Raw genomic sequence first — 15547 nt, 5'->3', positions numbered from 1 at the left:
ACCCCTCCCCGGCCACCATCGAAGCCTCCGGTCTAGAGCCGACCCGTAAACAAATCAGATGCATGGGCGCCGGCGGCCAAGGAACCGGCGAGCAACCGCGACCGTTTCCAAACCCTCGCCCCCGAGGGTCCGGACCATGTCAGACACCGTCGCCGACCCCAGCTTCGATCCGCCGGAGGACGCCGTCGCCTTCTACGAGGAGGCGCTGGGCCTGCTGAAGGACAGCGGCATCCCGTTCCTGCTGTCCGGCACCTATGCGGTGACCGCCTATACCGGCATCCGCCGCCCGACCAAGGACCTGGACGTCTTCTGCAAGCCCGGGGACTATCCGCGCATCCTCGCCTTCTTTCAGGCGCGCGGCTATCGCACCGACGTCGAGGACGAGCGCTGGATCGCCAAGGTGTGGAAGGACGACCGCTTCTTCTTCGACGTCATCTTCGCCATGTCCAACGGCACGATCGCCGTAAACGACAGCTGGTTCGGCGATGACACCATCGACGTCTACGGCCATCAGGTGGGCATCACGCCGCCCACGGCGCTGATCCTGTCCAAGGTGTTCATCCAGGACCGCTACCGCTTCGACGGGGCGGACGTGAACCACGTCATCCTGAAGCAGTCGGAGGCCATAGACTGGAAATTCCTGCTCGACCAGATGGACCTCTACTGGGAGGTGCTGATGGCACACCTGCTCAATTTCCGCTTCGCCTATCCGACGGAGCGGGACCGCGTCCCCAGCTGGCTGATGACCGAACTGACCGAGCGGCTGCGTGCCCAGGTCGATCTGCCGGCCCCCCGGGTCAAGGTCTGCCGCGGACGGCTGTTCAGCCCCCGAGACTATATCGCCGACATCCGGGAATGGGGCTTCGGCGACGTCGTCGGCAAGGGACTGGAGGAGCGGCATGAATCCATCCGGTGACGCGCCGAACGGCAGCGGCCATCCCGATCCGCAGACGCCCCAGCCGGGCCTCGAGCCGGGGCCGGCGAAAAAGCTGAGGGTGGCCGCGGTCGGGGACCTGCATGTCGGCGAGGCCCATGAACGGCCCCACCGCGAACTGTTCGACCGGGTCCATGAGGAGGCGGACGTGCTCTGCCTGTGCGGCGACCTGACCAATTTCGGCAAGGCGCGCGAGGTCGAAATCCTGCTGGAGGACCTGCGCGGCTGCCAGATTCCGATGGTCGGGGTGTTGGGCAACCATGAGCACGAGTGCGGCCATCCTGAGCTGGTGACCGAGATGCTGTGCGACGCCGGGGTCAGGATGCTGACCGGCCAGGCCTATGAGATCGAGGGCGTGGGATTCGCCGGCGGCAAGGGCTTCATCGGCGGCTTCGGCCGCTACATGCTGAGCCCGTTCGGCGAGGCCGCGATCAAGGCCTTCGTGCAGGAGGCGGTCGAGGACGCCAACCACATCGAGAACTCGATCCGCATGCTGAGGACCGAGCGCTCGGTGGTGCTGCTGCACTATTCGCCGGTGGTCGACACGGTGATGGGAGAGCCGCCGGAGATTCACGCCTTTCTCGGCTCGTCGCGGCTCGGCGAGACCATCGACCGCTACGACAACATCAGCCTTGTGGTGCACGGCCATGCCCACAGGGGCCAGCCCGAGGGGCGGACCAACAAGGGGACGCCCGTCTACAATGTCGCCCTGCCGGTGCTGCGGACGCTGGGCGAGAGGCCCTACCGGGTGTTCGAGGTCTAGAGCCAGACGTCGGTGAAGGACATGGCGGCGATCAAGGCGGCGAACAACGCGTAGGCCATGGCGAACACGAACAGCAGGCCGGCCTCGGGTCTGGCCCGCTTGAGACGCCAGATCAGTCCGCCGCACAACACGAGCTGGGCCGCGAGGAAGGTGAGCAGAACGGCGTTCGATGCGTCCTGGCCGAGGTCGCCTCTCATCAGACCGGCGACGGCGACAAGGACATGGCTGGCGGCGGCCGGGATCAGGAACCAGAGCGCCTCGCGCCGCCGACGCAGCACCGCCAGCCCGAGACCGGCCAGCAGGGCCAGCACGCCGGCCGCCGGGATCAGGGTCAGAGGGCCGGCCGAGAAGGGCGCAAGGATCGTCGGAAAAAACCACTGCGGCAGAGCCAGGGTCAGCCAGACAGAGTCGCCCATCACATCGTCCTCCCGATGGACCGAAGCCTAGCCGTCAGCGCCCGCCGTAGCCAACTCTAGCCGGTGATCAGCACCCAGACGCCCGTCACCGCGAATCCGGCCGCGGCCGCGAGCCGGATCCACTTCAGCGGCAGCCGCGACGCCGCCGCCTCGCCGAGCACCACGGCGGGGGCGTTGACCAGCATCATGCCGAGCGTGGAGCCTGCGACGACCAGCGGCAGGGACTGGAACTGGGCGGCGAGGACGGCGGTGGCGACCTGGGTCTTGTCACCCATCTCGATGACGAAAAAGGCCGCGGTCGTTGTCCAGAACACGCCGGAGAAGGTCTTTTCGGTCGTGTCGGGCTGTTCGTCGAAGCGGTCGGGGATCAGGGCCCAGACAGCGAAACCGAGGAAGGCCAGGCCGATGACCCAGCGCACCCAGTCGCCCTCCATGAAACGGCCCAGCACCGTGCCGGCGAGCGCCGCGAAGGCGTGATTGCCCAAGGTGGCGACCAGGATGCCGAGCAGGATGGGCAGCGGTCGCCGCCACGCGGCGGCCAGCACGATGGCCAGCAGCATGGTCTTGTCCCCGATTTCCGCGATGGAGACGAGGCCGGTCGAGATCAGGAAGGCGTTCAATTCGTCTTCGTGCGCGGAGCCTCGGCGGACAGACCTGTGGCGTTCGCAGCCGGGCTCCGCGTGGAAATCCCCTGCGAATGCCAGCGGTCTTGCCATGTTTCGCAGCGTCCTCTCGCTCGCGCCGCGGGCGCTCGCTGCTTGAGGACGACGCCCTCAAGTCGGCGCGCACCGCGTGCGCGCCATAGGGCCACTGGAAACCTTTCGCGCCATCCTCTCCGGGAGAGGAAGTGTGTTGACGCGAACCCCGCCGGGATCTGCGGGCGGCTACTCCCCGATGACGGGCGGGTGATTAGCGGCGCCGGAACGCCGGCGCAAGCTCAGCTGAAGGCGACGAAGATCAGGGCCACAACGGTGACGTCGATGGTTCGGGTGAGGAAGGTCAGCATGGCGGCGGTCCCGGACGGAGGCGTTTCAGCCTGTCGTCAGCAAGGACCGTGCCGCGAGATCAGACGTCGGTGTCGGTCGCCTTGCCCGGCTTCGGACGGCGCTCGGCCGCGCCGGAGTAAGCGTTTCCCAGATAGGTGGAGCGGGCCGCGTCCAGCACCGGCGGGCCGCCCTTCAGTCCGCGCCGCTGGCCGCTCTGGCCGATGACCTGGGCGGCGAAGGCGGCGGCCGCCGCGTCGGCGCCGGCGGTTGGGGCAGGTCTTGCCGGGGCCCCGGCAGGGTCTGCGGGGAAGTCGGTCGGGACCAGGTCGCGCGAGGTCGACGCCGGATCGGCGGCAGCGGCGGTGCGGCGCTCGGCGGCGCGGCGGTCGCGCTCGCGGCGGTCCTCGCGGCCCTGCACCGGACCGACGGGGCGAACCTCGTCCGACACCGTCAGCCCGCCTTGCCAGGCGGCGGCGACATCCTGTCGAGCTGGGCGCGCATCTCGTCCATCTGGCGGCGCATCTCCGCCAGCGGGTCGGCGGCCTGTTCCGGCGGCGGGGCGGCGGCGGGACGGGCGGCGGCGGCGGCGTTGAAGCCGGGCCACATCTTCATGGCCTCGGCGAACATGGCCATGTTGCGCTTGACCGCCTCGTCGAGCAGGCCCGCGCCGGGCGCGGCCCCGAAGGCCTTGGTGAATTGGCCGCGCATCTGCTCTTGCTGGCGGGCGAAGCTGTCGAGCGACATCTCGAGATAGGAGGGCAGGACCCCTTGCATCTGGCCGCCGTAGAAGCCGATCAGCTGGCGCAGGAACTGGACGGGCAGCAGGGCCTCGCCGCGGCTCTCTTCCTCGAAGATGATCTGGGTCAGGATCTGACGGGTCAGGTCGTCGTTGGTCTTGGCGTCATAGACCACGAACTCGGTGCCCTCGCGCACCATCCGGGCGAGGTCCTCGAGGGTGACGTAGGCGGAGGTGGCGGTGTTGTAGAGCCGTCGGTTGGCGTATTTCTTGATGACGACGGTCTCGCCGGCTCCGGGCTTCTTGTCGGCCACGCGCGGTCCCCGATCCTGTTGCAACGCCGCACTATGCTGCGCTGCGGAGGGGAATGTCTAGCCGAGGGCGGCGGGGGCCAGAACCACGCCGACCAGCACGGCGGCCCAGTGCGTCATCGCGCCGGTGACGACGAAGCCGTGCCAGATGGCGCGACGGAACTTCACCTTCGGGCTGATGAAGACGAAGACGCCCGCCGTGTAGATCAGGCCGCCGGCGACCAGCAGGGCGAGGGCGATGGGGTGGACGGTGTCCATCATCGGCCCCAGGGCGATGACCGCCAGCCAGCCGAAGCCGATGTAGATGGCGCTCCAGAAGGCGTCCGAGAGGCGCGGAGCGATCAGTTTCACGAACACCCCCGCGAGGGCCACGGTCCAGACCAGCAGGGTGAAGCCGACGGCCCAGGCCCCCTCGAACCGCTGGGTGGTGAAGGGGGTGTAGCTGCCGGCGATCATCAGGAAGATGGCGGCCTCGTCCATGCGGCGCAGGATGGGGCGGGCGGCGCAGGGGCGGGTCTGGTTGTAGATGGTCGAGACCGATAGCATGACGATCAGGCACAGGGCGTAGGCCGCGGTGGCCACTACGGCGCCGACGCCGGAATAGAGAGCCGCCAGCACAGCCAGGACGATCCCGCCCACGGCCGCCAGCGTCAGACCGACGACGTGGACGACCAGATCGGCCGTCTTCTCGGCCGGAGTGCGGTAGTGCTCGATCATATCGAGCTCGTCCGGAACGCAGACCCGGCCGAGTATCGTCTTCATCCGTTTGAGCATGGCCCCATCAAGCCTTTCGCTCCGTTTTCGTTCCCGCACTGTGCGTGCGGCCCGATGACCATCCGCTGAATCAGCGGTTCCGAGGTGACGAAAGCTCGGGGATGCGGCAGAAACGGCACGAATTCTTTCCCGCGGCCTAACGCCTCCCCCTTCGTAGGGCAGCTTCCCCGAGGTCAGTCAAATGTCTGTCGAAGTGGTCATCGTCTCCGCGGCGCGCACGCCGGTCGGGTCGTTTCTCGGCGCCCTGTCGTCCCTTCCGGCGTCCAAGCTGGGCGAGGTGGCGATCCGGGCCGCGCTGGAGCGGGCGGGCGTCGGCGCCGGCGAGGTCGACGAGGTCATCCTCGGCCATGTGCTGCAGGCGGCCGCCGGTCAGGGGCCGGCGCGTCAGGCGGCCATGGGCGCCGGCATCCCGAAGGAGGTCCCGGCCTGGAGCCTGAACCAGATCTGCGGCTCGGGCCTGCGGGCGGTGGCCCTGGCGGCGCAGCAGATCGCGCTGGGCGACGCGCGCATCGTCGTCGCGGGCGGGCAGGAGAGCATGAGCCAGGCCCCCCACGCCCAGCATCTGCGGTCCGGCCAGAAGATGGGCGACCTGTCCTTCGTCGACACCATGATCAGGGACGGGCTGTGGGACGCCTTTAACGGCTATCACATGGGCCAGACGGCCGAGAACATCGCCGAACGCTTCCAGATCAGCCGCGCCGATCAGGACGCCTTCGCCGTGGGCAGCCAGCACAAGGCCGAGGCGGCCCAGAAGGCCGGGCGCTTCGACGCCGAGATCGCGCCGGTGACCATCGCCTCGAAGAAGGGCGACGTGGTCGTGGATACCGATGAATACGTTCGCCACGGCGCCACCCTGGAGGCGATGGAAAAGCTGCGCCCGGCCTTTTTGAAGGAAGGGACGGTGACGGCGGCGAACGCGTCCGGGCTGAACGACGGTGCGGCGGCGCTGGTGCTGATGAGCGCGGACGAGGCGAAGGCGCGCGGGCTGGAGCCGCTGGCGCGGGTCGTCTCCTCGGCGACGGCGGGCGTCGATCCGGCGATCATGGGCACGGGCCCGATCCCGGCGTCGAGGAAGGCGCTGGAGAAGGCCGGCTGGAGTGTCGCCGACCTCGATCTGGTGGAGTCCAACGAAGCCTTCGCGGCGCAGTCGCTGTGCGTGCTGAAGGAACTGGGGCTCGATCCGGCGAAGGTGAACGTCAACGGCGGAGCCATCGCCATCGGCCATCCGATCGGGGCGTCGGGCGCGCGCATCCTGACCACCCTGCTGCACGAGATGAGGCGGCGCGATGCGAAGCGCGGTCTCGCCACCCTGTGCATCGGCGGCGGCATGGGCGTGGCGATGTGCGTCGCGCGGCCCTGAGCCGATTCCCGTGAGCTATTCCGGCTCGGGTATCTCGACGCTGTCGCGCCGGCCGTTGGGGTAGCATTCGCAGGCCGCCCGTTCGAGCGCTCCGCGGTCGAGGATAGTCACCCGGCCGCGCGAGTAGCTGATGGCGCCCGCCTTCTGCAGGCCCTGGGCGGCCTCGTTGACGGTGGTGCGCTGGGATCCGAGCAGGCTGGCCAGATATTCCTGGGTCAGGTGCAGGGTGTCGCCGTCGAGCCGGTCATGGCAGCGCAGCAGCCATTTGGCGAAGCGCTGGTCGGCGCGGTGCAGGGCGTTGCAGGCGCCGGATTGCTCGAGCTCCCCCTGCAGGCCGGCGGCGTAGAGGGCCACGACCATGCGCAGGTCGGGGCGTTCGTCGCACAGGGCCCTGAGGCGAGTGACCTCGATCCGACGGGTCTCGCCCGGCGACTGTCCCACCAGCCGGGAGTAGGTCCGCACCGGCACATTGATGGCGCCGGGGGTGGTGACGCCTTCGCGGCCAACCATGAAGGTCTCGACGGTGCGGCCGTCCTGCATGTCGGCGACCGCCGAGATGATGCCGCTGAGGACGAAGTGGACGTGGGCCACCGTGTCTCCGGCTTCGGAGAAAACATGACCCAATTCAAACTCGAACGGGGTCGAGGCGGTGAGGACCGCGGCGCGGTCTACAGAGGTCAGACGGTCGAGCAGGTGATTGCGAAGCGTGGCCGAAGGCATTTTCGCCGATTAGGGGAAAGCGGATTGATCCGTCCGCCGGAAATCGACTTAGCCGGATCGAGGCGTCGGCCCTGTTAGGAAGAGCACTCTGCGCTTCCCTGCTTCTTGCGACAAGCGTGGCCTCAGGCGGCGTTGGCGGCCTTCGACTTCAGCTTCTCCTGATGCGCCCGCATGCCGGCGGCGATCAGTTCCGCCGCCTCGCCCGCGTCGCCCCAGCCCTTGACCCTGACCGACTTGCCCTTCTCCAGATCCTTGTAGCGGGTGAAGAAGTGCTCGATCTGCTCGACGAGGATGGTCGGCAACTGCCGGTAGCTGGCGATGTCGGTGTAGTAGGGGTTCAGCTTGTCGACCGGCACGGCGAGGATTTTCTCGTCGCCGCCCGCCTCGTCTTCCATCTTGAGCACGCCGATCGGCCGCGAGCGGATGATACAGCCCGGCACCACGGGCGTCGGGTTCAGCACGATCACGTCGCAGGGGTCGCCGTCGTCCGACAGCGTGTGCGGGATGAAGCCGTAGTTGCCCGGATAGTACATGGCGGTATGCAGGAAGCGGTCGACGAACAGGGCGCCGGAGGCCTTGTCCATCTCGTATTTCACCGGCAGGCCGCCCTGCGGGATTTCGATGACCACGTTGACGTCCCAGGGCGGGTTGGGGCCGGCGGGAATGGCGTCGATGTTCATGACGGGACTCGTCTATGGTGCAGTGCGGTAGCGGGGAGGCGGGGGTGATAGGCGCGCAACTTGCCGGAAGCAAGGCGGACTTGCCCCGGACGGTTCCCCGGGCCACCACAGACGGCGGGATTGAAGGGAAGCGGTCATGAGCATCTTCGAAGGCCTGGCGCTGGCGTTCTTCTTCCTGTGCTGGCTGGGCTACGGTCCGCTGCTGGCGGTGCTGGCGCGGCGCAGCGGTTCGCTGAACGACGACATGCTCGTGGTCCGGCGGGCGTGGATGATGGTCATGACCCACCGCGAGGTGCGGATCGTCGACAGCCAGCTGATGGGCCACACCATCAACTCCGGCGGCTTTTTCGCCTCGACCAACCTGCTGCTGATCGCGGCGGTGGCCAGCGTGCTGTTCGGCGGCGATCAGGCGCTGCAGGGCGTCGCCGCCGTCGGGGCGGAGCCGGCGCCGACGCGGCTGCTGGAGGCCAAGCTGGCGCTGGTGCTGCTCTGCCTGGCGCGCGGCCTGCTCGATTTCATCTGGTCGATCCGCCAGATGAACTACGCCCTCGCCCTGATCGGGGCGGCGCCGGAACTGCACACCGAGGCGGACCGGGTGGCGCTGGGCGAGGCGGCGGCCAATCTGCTCAACCCGGCCCTGAGCGCCTTCAGCCAGGGCGTGCGGGGCTACTATTTCGCCCTGGCGGCGGCTGCATGGCTGTTCGGGCCGCTGTGGCTGGCGATCGGGGTGGCGGCGGTGTTCTGCCTGCTGGTCTGGCGTCAGGCGGCCTCGCCGGCGGCGCGGGCGGTGCGCGCGGCCCGGCGGCTGCTGGAGCCGCACCTGCCGCAATCCTGAAGCCCGTTTCGCAACGCGCACCGCCGGAGGTGAAGTTCACCCGTGAAATCGGTTACGCCGGCGTCGGCTGGGGCAAACTTGCCGTTACAAGGCGTGAACGCAGGTGCGAACTCTGCGGTTGACGCGTTGTGCAGTGCACACTAGCTTGATCTTCGACGCCCTCGCGGCGTCATGCCCTTCCTGGGCGTTTCCTCCCTAAAGACTTTTATGCCGCGCCTTCGGGCGCGGCTTTTTTTATGTCCGGCCGAGGGGGAGGTGGTCGCCCAGCAGGTCGTCGATGACGCGGGCGACGCCGGCGGCGCAGCGCGACCAGCCGCGGCCCGGCTGCAGCGTCGTCTCGTCGAGATAGAGGGCGCGGTTCAGTTCGACCTGCACGGCGTGAAAGTCCTCCGCCGGCCGCCCCCAGCGCTGCGTCGTCCAGCCGCCGGAATAGGGCTGGTTCAGCGCCACCCGCCAGCCCAGCGCCTCGAAGGCCCGCCGTAGCCGGCGGGTCAGGGCCGCGGCGCAGGACGAACCGTGGCGGTCGCCGAGCACCACGTCCGGCCCGCGCGCGCCGCCGACCCCCTGCGTCGCCCGCGCCGGCATCGAATGCCAGTCGACCAGCACGGCCTCGCCGTGACGGGCGTGAGCCGACCGCATCAGCTCCTCCAGCGCCGCGTGGTAGGGCGCGTGGGCGTGAGCGATGCGGGCCGCCGCCTCGCCGGACCCCAGCCGCCGGTCGTAGAGGGGGCGCCCATCGCCTGTCAGGCGCGGAATGACGCCGTAACCGGCCGTGGTGCGCGCTGAGGGGGTCCGGCCCTCCAGCCCCTCGACAAGGACGGGGTCGAGATCGTCAGGGTCGCGGTTCAGATCGACATAGGCGCGGCCGATCCGGCCCAGCATCAGGGCGGCGCCCCGTTCCGCGCCGGGCGCGATCAGCCGGTCGACCAGGGCGTCCTCGGCGCTGCGCAGGCTGGCCGGCGCAACGTCGGGAGCGGCGCCCATGTCCAGGGGATAGCGGTCGCCCGAATGGGGCGAGGCGAACACGAACCGGCTCGGAATCTGAGGCAGAACGACGGTGAACGCCGCCTCGCCTGCATTGTGTTCGGGACCGTCCGCCATGGCCGATCCCATAGCGTGTTTCGCGCATCGATCCACAGGTTCGCGCGCGTCCGCCGCTTCGCCGTACCGGGGATTTTCATGGCGGGTTTACCGATCGGGTCGTAGCGTCACGCCAACAAGACGGGGCGAAGACATTTCATGGCGCGCATTCTCCTGGCCGAGGACGATCATTCGCTTCGGGGATTCCTGACGCGGGCGCTCGAGCGGGCCGGCCATTCGGTGGTCGACTGCGAGAATGGCGACGACGCCATTGACGCCCTCGACCAGGGCCCGTGGGACCTGCTGCTGACCGACATCGTCATGCCGGGCGCCGACGGCATTGAGGTGGCGCGGGTCGCCGCCGCCCGCCAGCCGGGCATCCGCATCATGTTCATCACCGGCTTCGCCGCCGTCGCCCTGTCGGCGGCCCAGGCCAGCCCGCAGGCCAAGGTCCTGTCCAAGCCCGTGCACCTGCGTGATCTCGTCGGCGAAGTCGAACGGATGGTGGCGGCGTGATCGGCCTGCTGCTGGCCGCCGCCCTCGTCCTTCCCGCCGCTCCGCCGGAGCCCAGCGCCCGCGAGCTCGGCCGCAGTTCGGTCTACGCCGGCTTCTGCGCGGAACTCGGCTGGGAAACCAGCCGCGAACGGGTCATCGCCGCGGGCGACGCCTATGCGGCCCGCCATCCTGAACGCGAGGAGACCGAACTGGCCGCGGAAATCACTCTGGGCATCGGCGACGGCCAGACGGAAATCGGCGCCCTCATCGAGTCCTTCCACGCCACGGCCGACGTGATCGCCCTGAAGCAGGCGATCGAAACCCGCTGCGACGCCGTGGTCCGCGACGTGCCCGAATTCCTGAGCCGCTCGGCGGGCACCGCTGCGTCTTTCGACGCCGCGATCGCCGAGATCGCGGCCAACAACGTCGGGGGCGCCCGGCCCTGAAGCCCGACGCGTTTCGCCCTTGCGGTCCGCGAGGCCATCGGGTTATAGACCGCGCCTTCCCGTTCCCGGGCTTGCCGGGGACCGTCAAGGCGGACGCGTAGCTCAGCGGGAGAGCACTACGTTGACATCGTAGGGGTCACAGGTTCAATCCCTGTCGCGTCCACCATTCTTTTCAATGAGTTAGAAAGACGGCCCATCGGGGGTTCCCAGAATGGACTCCAGCTTCGACCGCGTGACGGTGTCCACCAACGGCAATTTCTACTCCCTGAGACCAGCCTTCACCCCGACCGGACCATGGCGGCATCCCAGTTGGCGGGGGTGTGCGGCCGCCAGAAGCAGATGCTGGCCACCACCATTGAGCGCCGAGGCCGAACTGAATGGCGGCCCGATCCAAAGCCTCCGCGGCGTCGTTCAGCACCCGCCAGTCCTCATTATGCGATGGGTAGCGGTCCATAAGCCGGTGAAGATGATGGCGACCGACCGCGAGCTTGTAGAAGTGTTGGGCAGGGTCAGTGATCGGGCGGGGCTTTGTCAGCCCAAACTTAGCTGCGCGGTAATCCCCGCCCACCTAGCGTGGCCGTATGGCCAAATCGACCAACCCGTTGCGCTACTTCGACAGCTCGCTGGAAGTCATCCGGACTGTCGTGATGATGTACGTGAAGTACCCGCTGTCCCTGCGGAAGGTGGAAGACCTGCTGGCCGAACGCGGCATCGACATCTGCCACGAAACCGTCCGGCTCTGGTGGAACCGGTTCGGTCCAATTTTCGCCGACGATCCGCAGGAAGCGGGTCCAGAAGATGCGTGCCTTCACCCACTGGCGGTGGCACCTCGACGAGGTCTACGTGAAGATCAATCGCGAGATGCACTACCTCTGGCGTGCCGTGGATCACGAGGGCGAGGTGCTGGAGTCCTTCGCCAGCAAGACCAGAGACAAGCCGGCGGCACTGAAGTTCATGAAGAAGCTGATGAAGCGCCACGGCCGACCGAAGGCGATCACCACTGACGGCCTGCGCTCCTACAAGGCTGCGATGATGGAGCTCGGCAACGCCGACAAGCAGGAGGTGGGTCGCTGGGCCAACAACAGGGTTGAGAACTCACACCTGCCCTTCCGACGACGAGAGCGGGCGATGCTGAGGTTCCGGCAGATGAAGACGCAGCAGAAGTTCAGCTCCGTCCACGCCGCCTTTCACAACCACTTCAACCAGGACCGCCACCTCATCAGTCGAGAGACCTACAAGGCCCAAAGAGCAGCCGCCCTGGCTGAGTGGAAGACCCTCGCCGCATAGGCTCCGCGCCCCTGCCCTACCTGCGGCTAGTGGAGACTAGTTGACGTTGGACAGCACCTTTGGCTGCGTTGATCAGCGCGATGCGGAACGGCCGGATGCCATGGTGCAGGCGCTTCTGGATTTGGCCGACCGCCTTTGCAGAGCTTCGACATCGTCCTCGTTGAGGTCGGTGTCGCCGCGGTCGAGCGCGCGTTGAGATCGATTTGCTCCGGCATCTCGAGGGCGTCCTCCACCTCTATGACGAGGTAAGGCGCCGGGGCGGACTGACTTCGGCACAGTGTAGCGGGCGTGTCACCCGACTGATGTCGATCGACTCTTCGTGGAACCTCGGCAAGGAGCCGCGGGGTATAAGCAGCGTGACAAAGCAGGCGCACTCCTGCCGATCACCCAGTTTCGCGCTCCGTCTCACACAACTGTCTGCAGCCGGCGCCGAGAGCGGTCCAGCCGTGTGATTGGGGCCGACACGACCGGACCGCAGACGGCCTCATGGACACGCCTTTGCCACAATATCAGCCATGCGCGTCCTTGAGAAGCACCTCCCTCGAGGCAGATCGGCCGGACTGTGGCCAAAACGTGACAAGACCGCGCCCCATTCATTACGTTCGCGTAACTTTGAATGACAGATCTCGGAAATCCGCCTGTTATGGCGCAGGCGCCCGGCGGGGAGGGACCTCGGGTACGGGACGCCTCATCAGGAGAACGACAAATGTACGCATACGGGAGCAGGCAGCAGCTGTTGCGAACGACCATGCTGGGCGGGGTCATGGCCGTCGTGGCGCTGTCCGCGACGAGCGTTTCCGCGCAGGACGCCGTGCAAGATCCGGGCGCGCCCGCGGAACAAGCCAGCGATCTGGGCGATATCGTCGTCACCGGCTCGCGTATCGCCCGGAAGGACTATGTCTCGACCAGCCCGATCGTCACCGTAGGCACGGAGGACATCCAGGCGACCGGTTCGGTCACCATCGACACTCTAATCAACGACCTCCCCCAATTCGTGCCGTCGATCAACTCGACCTCGAACAACCCGTCCAACGGCGGTCAGGCAAACATCAACCTGCGCGGCCTCGGCACACAGCGTACGCTGGTCCTGATGAACGGTCGCCGCGTGGTGCCGTCGAACTCGGACGGCACCGTCGACATCAACATCATCCCGACCCCGCTGATCCGGAACATTGAGGTCATCTCAGGCGGCGCCTCCGCGGCCTACGGCTCGGACGCCCTGTCCGGCGTCGCGAACTTCATCCTCAACGACAGCTTCGAAGGCGTTCAGGTCGACGCACAATACGGCGTCACCGATCGACAGGACGGCGCCACCGAATCCTACTCCCTCACGCTCGGAGGCGACGTCGCTGATGGTCGCGGCAACGTGGTCCTTTCGTTGGGCCGCTCCACCCGCGAGCAAATCTACAACGCTGCACGCGACTTCTCGTCGGTTTCCGGGCCTTCGGGCACCTCACCGCTTGGCAGCACGACGTTCGACTCCAACAACCGGCCGGACCTGGCCTTCGTGCGGGCCTACTTCGGCGATGCCACCCTGCCGAATACAGGTGCGTTCGGCTTCAACAACGACGGCTCGCTTTTCAGCTACGTCCGGACGCTGAACTTCCAGAGCCCCGGCGGCATCGACTACGACGGCTTCGCCAATCCGGGGGTCAGCGACTACGTCTACAATACCGGCCCGCTCAATCTCATGCAGCTGGGGCTCGATCGCTGGAACGCCTACGTCGGTGCGACCTATGAGCTGAACCCGGCGGCCGAAGTCTACGCCAACCTGCTGTTTACCGAATACACCTCAGCCAACGAGCTCGCGGCGAGCCCGGCAGCCGGCAATGTCCCGGCGACCGGCTTCCGCGTTCCAGTGACCAATCCGTTCATTCCGACGGATCTGAGGGCCTTCCTGAACGCTCGGCCGAACCCGACCGGTTCGTTCCTGCTCAACAAGCGCTTCAACGCGCTCGGCGGCCGTCGAGCCAACGAGAACTATGAAGTTTATCAGGGCACGGTCGGCGTCCGTGGCGATCTGGTCGGCCTGCGCGACTGGACCTACGACATCTATGGCCAGTTTGGCCGCGTTCAGCGCGTGACTGTCCAGAGCGGTAACGTCTCGCGTTCGTCGGTCCAGACCCTTCTGGACGCGCCCGATGGTGGAGCGTCGCTGTGCGCGGGCGGCTTCGACCCGTTCGGCGAGACCGAGCTGTCGCCGGCCTGCGTCGCCTACATCGGCCGCACCGCCCAGAACGTCACCGAGCAGGAACAGACCGTCGTCGAGGCCTCGCTTCAGGGCAGCTTGTTTGATCTGCCGGCAGGGGACCTGCGCTTCGCCGGCGGCGTCCAGTACCGTGAAGACACGTTCGTCTTCAGGCCCGACGCCTCGCTGGCGCGGATCAACCCGATCGTCGTCCGTCCGGACGGCGGCTCGACCGGCGGTTCGGAAATCGCGGGCTTTAACCCAAGCCAGCCGCTCGCGGGCGACACCAACTCGACCGAATTCTTCCTCGAACTTCTGGTGCCGCTGATCGCCGATGTGCCGTTCATCCGACAGCTGGACCTGAACCTCGGCTACCGCGTGTCCGACTACAACACCGTTGGCTGGGTCGACGCCTACAAGGCGGATCTCGACTGGGAAATGTTCGACTTCCTGCGTTTCCGCGGAGGCGTTCAGCGCGCTGTTCGGGCGCCGTCGATCGGTGAGCTGTTCGCTCCGGTGAACACCAGCTTCCCGAGCGTGGGGGCGCCGTCGGCCACTGGCTTGTCGGGAGATCCGTGCGACGTCCGCTCTAGCTACCGCCTGGGTCCAAATGCGGCAGCGGTCCGCAGTCTCTGTTTGGCTCAGGGCATCTCGCCGGGGGCCATCGACACCTATGTTTTCACCAACAACCAGGTACCAGGCATCACCGGCGGCAACCCCAATCTGACTGAGGAGACCTCAGACTCGTTCACCACGGGTATGGTCGTCACCTCGCCGTGGGACAGCCCGTGGCTGTCGGGCTTCTCGGCCTCGATCGACTACTACAACATCGAGATCGCGGACGTGATCGGCACCATCGGCGCTTCCGCCCAGCTGCAGGGCTGCTTCAACGCCCAGGGTCAGAATCCGACCTATGATCCAAACAACGGCTACTGCCAGCTGTTCGTGCGGGATCCGCTGACGGGGAACGTCAACCAGGCGCGTGAGGTCAATGGCAACCTGGCGACGCTGAAGACCTCCGGCGTCGACGCCCAGTTCGACTGGAATTTCGTGCTGGCCGACATCGGAGCGCCCGATTGGGGCAACCTGAACTTCAACGTCATCGTCGGCTGGCTTGAAAACCGGGAGCGCCAAGACGCCGCTGGCGGTCCGTTCATCAACCGGACCGGCACGATCGACAGCGTCTTCGGCAACACCTTCCCTGAATGGAAGTCACTGACGTCCGTCAACTGGAGTAACGGTGATTTCGCCTTCGGGGCCCGCTGGCGCCACATCGGCGAGATGATCCAATTCGGCACCTCGGTCGAAATCCCGTCGAAGGACTATTTTGACCTGAACGGCAGCTGGGCGATTACGGACTCGGTCACCCTGCGCGCCACGGTCAACAACCTGCTGGACGAAGAGCCGGCGGTCTATTCGCCGGGGGTGCAGGCCAATACCGACCCGTCGACCTACGACACCTTGGGTCGTCGCTACTCGATCGGCTTGACCGCCAAGTTCTGATCGCGGTTTTCGGGACGAGGCAAAAGGACGGCG

Annotated in this window: 15 protein-coding genes, 1 tRNA gene, 1 pseudogene and 1 riboswitch; of the genes and pseudogenes, 9 read left to right on the top strand and 8 right to left on the bottom strand. The window is 67.1% G+C overall.

Annotation, left to right across the window (positions count from 1 at the left end; translation table 11 throughout):
* The first annotated feature begins 136 nt into the window (after positions 1-136).
* Together VEC04_RS13765 and VEC04_RS13760 are read left to right on the top strand one after the other, a co-directional pair.
* Positions 137-916, top strand: a complete 780-nt coding sequence (locus tag VEC04_RS13765; protein WP_324777563.1) for a hypothetical protein — start codon at positions 137-139, stop codon at positions 914-916.
* Entirely contained in the window at positions 900-1697 is a 798-nt protein-coding gene (locus VEC04_RS13760; protein WP_324777562.1) for a metallophosphoesterase family protein, read from the top strand. The genes VEC04_RS13765 and VEC04_RS13760 overlap by 17 nt, the downstream gene beginning before the upstream one ends.
* Here VEC04_RS13760 and VEC04_RS13755 read toward each other — a convergent pair.
* The 5 genes from VEC04_RS13755 to trhA all read right to left on the bottom strand — a co-directional run bounded on the left by VEC04_RS13755 (position 1694) and on the right by trhA (position 4908).
* The gene (locus tag VEC04_RS13755) at positions 1694-2113 is read right to left on the bottom strand and encodes a hypothetical protein (RefSeq protein WP_324777561.1); all 420 of its coding nucleotides are present in this window, start codon (positions 2111-2113) and stop codon (positions 1694-1696) included. The two genes, VEC04_RS13760 and VEC04_RS13755, sit on opposite strands and share 4 nt — an antisense overlap.
* 56 nt (positions 2114-2169) lie before the next feature.
* Entirely contained in the window at positions 2170-2733 is a 564-nt protein-coding gene (locus tag VEC04_RS13750; protein WP_324777560.1) for a TMEM165/GDT1 family protein, read from the bottom strand.
* A 155-nt stretch (positions 2734-2888) separates the two neighbouring features.
* Positions 2889-3018: riboswitch (yybP-ykoY riboswitch) on the bottom strand.
* Between the two features lie 160 nt (positions 3019-3178).
* A complete protein-coding gene (locus VEC04_RS13745) occupies positions 3179-3547 on the bottom strand; it encodes a hypothetical protein (RefSeq protein WP_324777559.1) in 369 nt (122 codons plus the stop codon).
* 2 nt (positions 3548-3549) lie between these two features.
* Positions 3550-4149 carry a polyhydroxyalkanoate synthesis repressor PhaR gene (gene phaR / locus VEC04_RS13740; RefSeq protein ID WP_324777558.1) on the bottom strand — a complete coding sequence of 200 codons (600 nt, stop codon included), beginning with the start codon at positions 4147-4149 and terminating at the stop codon, positions 3550-3552.
* A gap of 57 nt (positions 4150-4206) precedes the next feature.
* Entirely contained in the window at positions 4207-4908 is a 702-nt protein-coding gene (gene trhA, locus VEC04_RS13735) for a PAQR family membrane homeostasis protein TrhA (RefSeq protein WP_324777557.1), read from the bottom strand.
* A gap of 193 nt (positions 4909-5101) precedes the next feature.
* Between trhA and VEC04_RS13730 the strand changes: the two genes are divergently transcribed.
* Positions 5102-6280: an acetyl-CoA C-acetyltransferase gene (locus tag VEC04_RS13730; protein ID WP_324777556.1), complete on the top strand. Its 1179-nt coding sequence runs from the start codon at positions 5102-5104 to the stop codon at positions 6278-6280.
* Positions 6281-6295: 15 nt separating this feature from the next.
* On the opposite strand, the gene VEC04_RS13725 is transcribed toward VEC04_RS13730, so the two are convergent.
* Together VEC04_RS13725 and ppa are read right to left on the bottom strand one after the other, a co-directional pair.
* Positions 6296-7000: a Crp/Fnr family transcriptional regulator gene (locus VEC04_RS13725; RefSeq protein ID WP_324777555.1), complete on the bottom strand. Its 705-nt coding sequence runs from the start codon at positions 6998-7000 to the stop codon at positions 6296-6298.
* Positions 7001-7122: 122 nt separating this feature from the next.
* Complete coding sequence (ppa, locus tag VEC04_RS13720) at positions 7123-7680, bottom strand: inorganic diphosphatase (RefSeq protein ID WP_324777554.1); 558 nt, start codon at positions 7678-7680, stop codon at positions 7123-7125.
* 136 nt (positions 7681-7816) lie between these two features.
* Here ppa and VEC04_RS13715 point away from each other — a divergent pair, with 136 nt between their 5' ends.
* Positions 7817-8515: a DUF599 domain-containing protein gene (locus VEC04_RS13715; RefSeq protein ID WP_324777553.1), complete on the top strand. Its 699-nt coding sequence runs from the start codon at positions 7817-7819 to the stop codon at positions 8513-8515.
* Positions 8516-8749: 234 nt separating this feature from the next.
* Here VEC04_RS13715 and VEC04_RS13710 read toward each other — a convergent pair whose 3' ends face one another.
* On the bottom strand, positions 8750-9616 hold the full coding sequence (locus VEC04_RS13710; protein ID WP_324777552.1) for an N-formylglutamate amidohydrolase: 867 nt from the start codon (positions 9614-9616) through the stop codon (positions 8750-8752).
* A gap of 138 nt (positions 9617-9754) precedes the next feature.
* On the opposite strand from VEC04_RS13710, the gene cpdR reads away from it, so the two are divergent.
* The 5 genes and pseudogenes from cpdR to VEC04_RS13685 all read left to right on the top strand — a co-directional run bounded on the left by cpdR (position 9755) and on the right by VEC04_RS13685 (position 15514).
* Positions 9755-10111: a cell cycle two-component system response regulator CpdR gene (gene cpdR, locus VEC04_RS13705; RefSeq protein WP_056616494.1), complete on the top strand. Its 357-nt coding sequence runs from the start codon at positions 9755-9757 to the stop codon at positions 10109-10111.
* Positions 10108-10536, top strand: a complete 429-nt coding sequence (locus tag VEC04_RS13700; RefSeq protein WP_324777551.1) for a hypothetical protein — start codon at positions 10108-10110, stop codon at positions 10534-10536. The genes cpdR and VEC04_RS13700 overlap by 4 nt, the downstream gene beginning before the upstream one ends.
* A gap of 91 nt (positions 10537-10627) precedes the next feature.
* Positions 10628-10702 (top strand) — tRNA-Val (locus tag VEC04_RS13695).
* 415 nt (positions 10703-11117) lie between these two features.
* A pseudogene (locus tag VEC04_RS13690) lies at positions 11118-11823 on the top strand (IS6 family transposase).
* Positions 11824-12466: 643 nt separating this feature from the next.
* Complete coding sequence (locus tag VEC04_RS13685) at positions 12467-15514, top strand: TonB-dependent receptor domain-containing protein (protein WP_324777550.1); 3048 nt, start codon at positions 12467-12469, stop codon at positions 15512-15514.
* The last annotated feature ends 33 nt before the right edge of the window (positions 15515-15547 follow it).

Source organism: Brevundimonas sp., from assembly GCF_035626535.1.
GTDB lineage: Bacteria > Pseudomonadota > Alphaproteobacteria > Caulobacterales > Caulobacteraceae > Brevundimonas.
The sequence above is the reverse complement of the archived record's forward strand: the minus strand, read 5'-3'. Positions and strand labels throughout refer to the sequence as shown.

What these genes read in the sequence shown, in the direction of transcription:
- VEC04_RS13685 (WP_324777550.1), top strand. Translation starts at nt 12,467, where the DNA reads ATGGCGCAGGCGCCCGGCGGGGAGGGACCTCGGGTACGGGACGCCTCA.
- trhA (WP_324777557.1), bottom strand. Translation starts at nt 4,908, where the DNA reads ATGAAGACGATACTCGGCCGGGTCTGCGTTCCGGACGAGCTCGATATG.
- ppa (WP_324777554.1), bottom strand. Translation starts at nt 7,680, where the DNA reads ATGAACATCGACGCCATTCCCGCCGGCCCCAACCCGCCCTGGGACGTC.
- VEC04_RS13760 (WP_324777562.1), top strand. Translation starts at nt 900, where the DNA reads ATGAATCCATCCGGTGACGCGCCGAACGGCAGCGGCCATCCCGATCCG.
- VEC04_RS13755 (WP_324777561.1), bottom strand. Translation starts at nt 2,113, where the DNA reads ATGGGCGACTCTGTCTGGCTGACCCTGGCTCTGCCGCAGTGGTTTTTT.
- VEC04_RS13710 (WP_324777552.1), bottom strand. Translation starts at nt 9,616, where the DNA reads ATGGCGGACGGTCCCGAACACAATGCAGGCGAGGCGGCGTTCACCGTC.
- VEC04_RS13715 (WP_324777553.1), top strand. Translation starts at nt 7,817, where the DNA reads ATGAGCATCTTCGAAGGCCTGGCGCTGGCGTTCTTCTTCCTGTGCTGG.
- VEC04_RS13765 (WP_324777563.1), top strand. Translation starts at nt 137, where the DNA reads ATGTCAGACACCGTCGCCGACCCCAGCTTCGATCCGCCGGAGGACGCC.
- VEC04_RS13730 (WP_324777556.1), top strand. Translation starts at nt 5,102, where the DNA reads ATGTCTGTCGAAGTGGTCATCGTCTCCGCGGCGCGCACGCCGGTCGGG.
- cpdR (WP_056616494.1), top strand. Translation starts at nt 9,755, where the DNA reads ATGGCGCGCATTCTCCTGGCCGAGGACGATCATTCGCTTCGGGGATTC.
- VEC04_RS13725 (WP_324777555.1), bottom strand. Translation starts at nt 7,000, where the DNA reads ATGCCTTCGGCCACGCTTCGCAATCACCTGCTCGACCGTCTGACCTCT.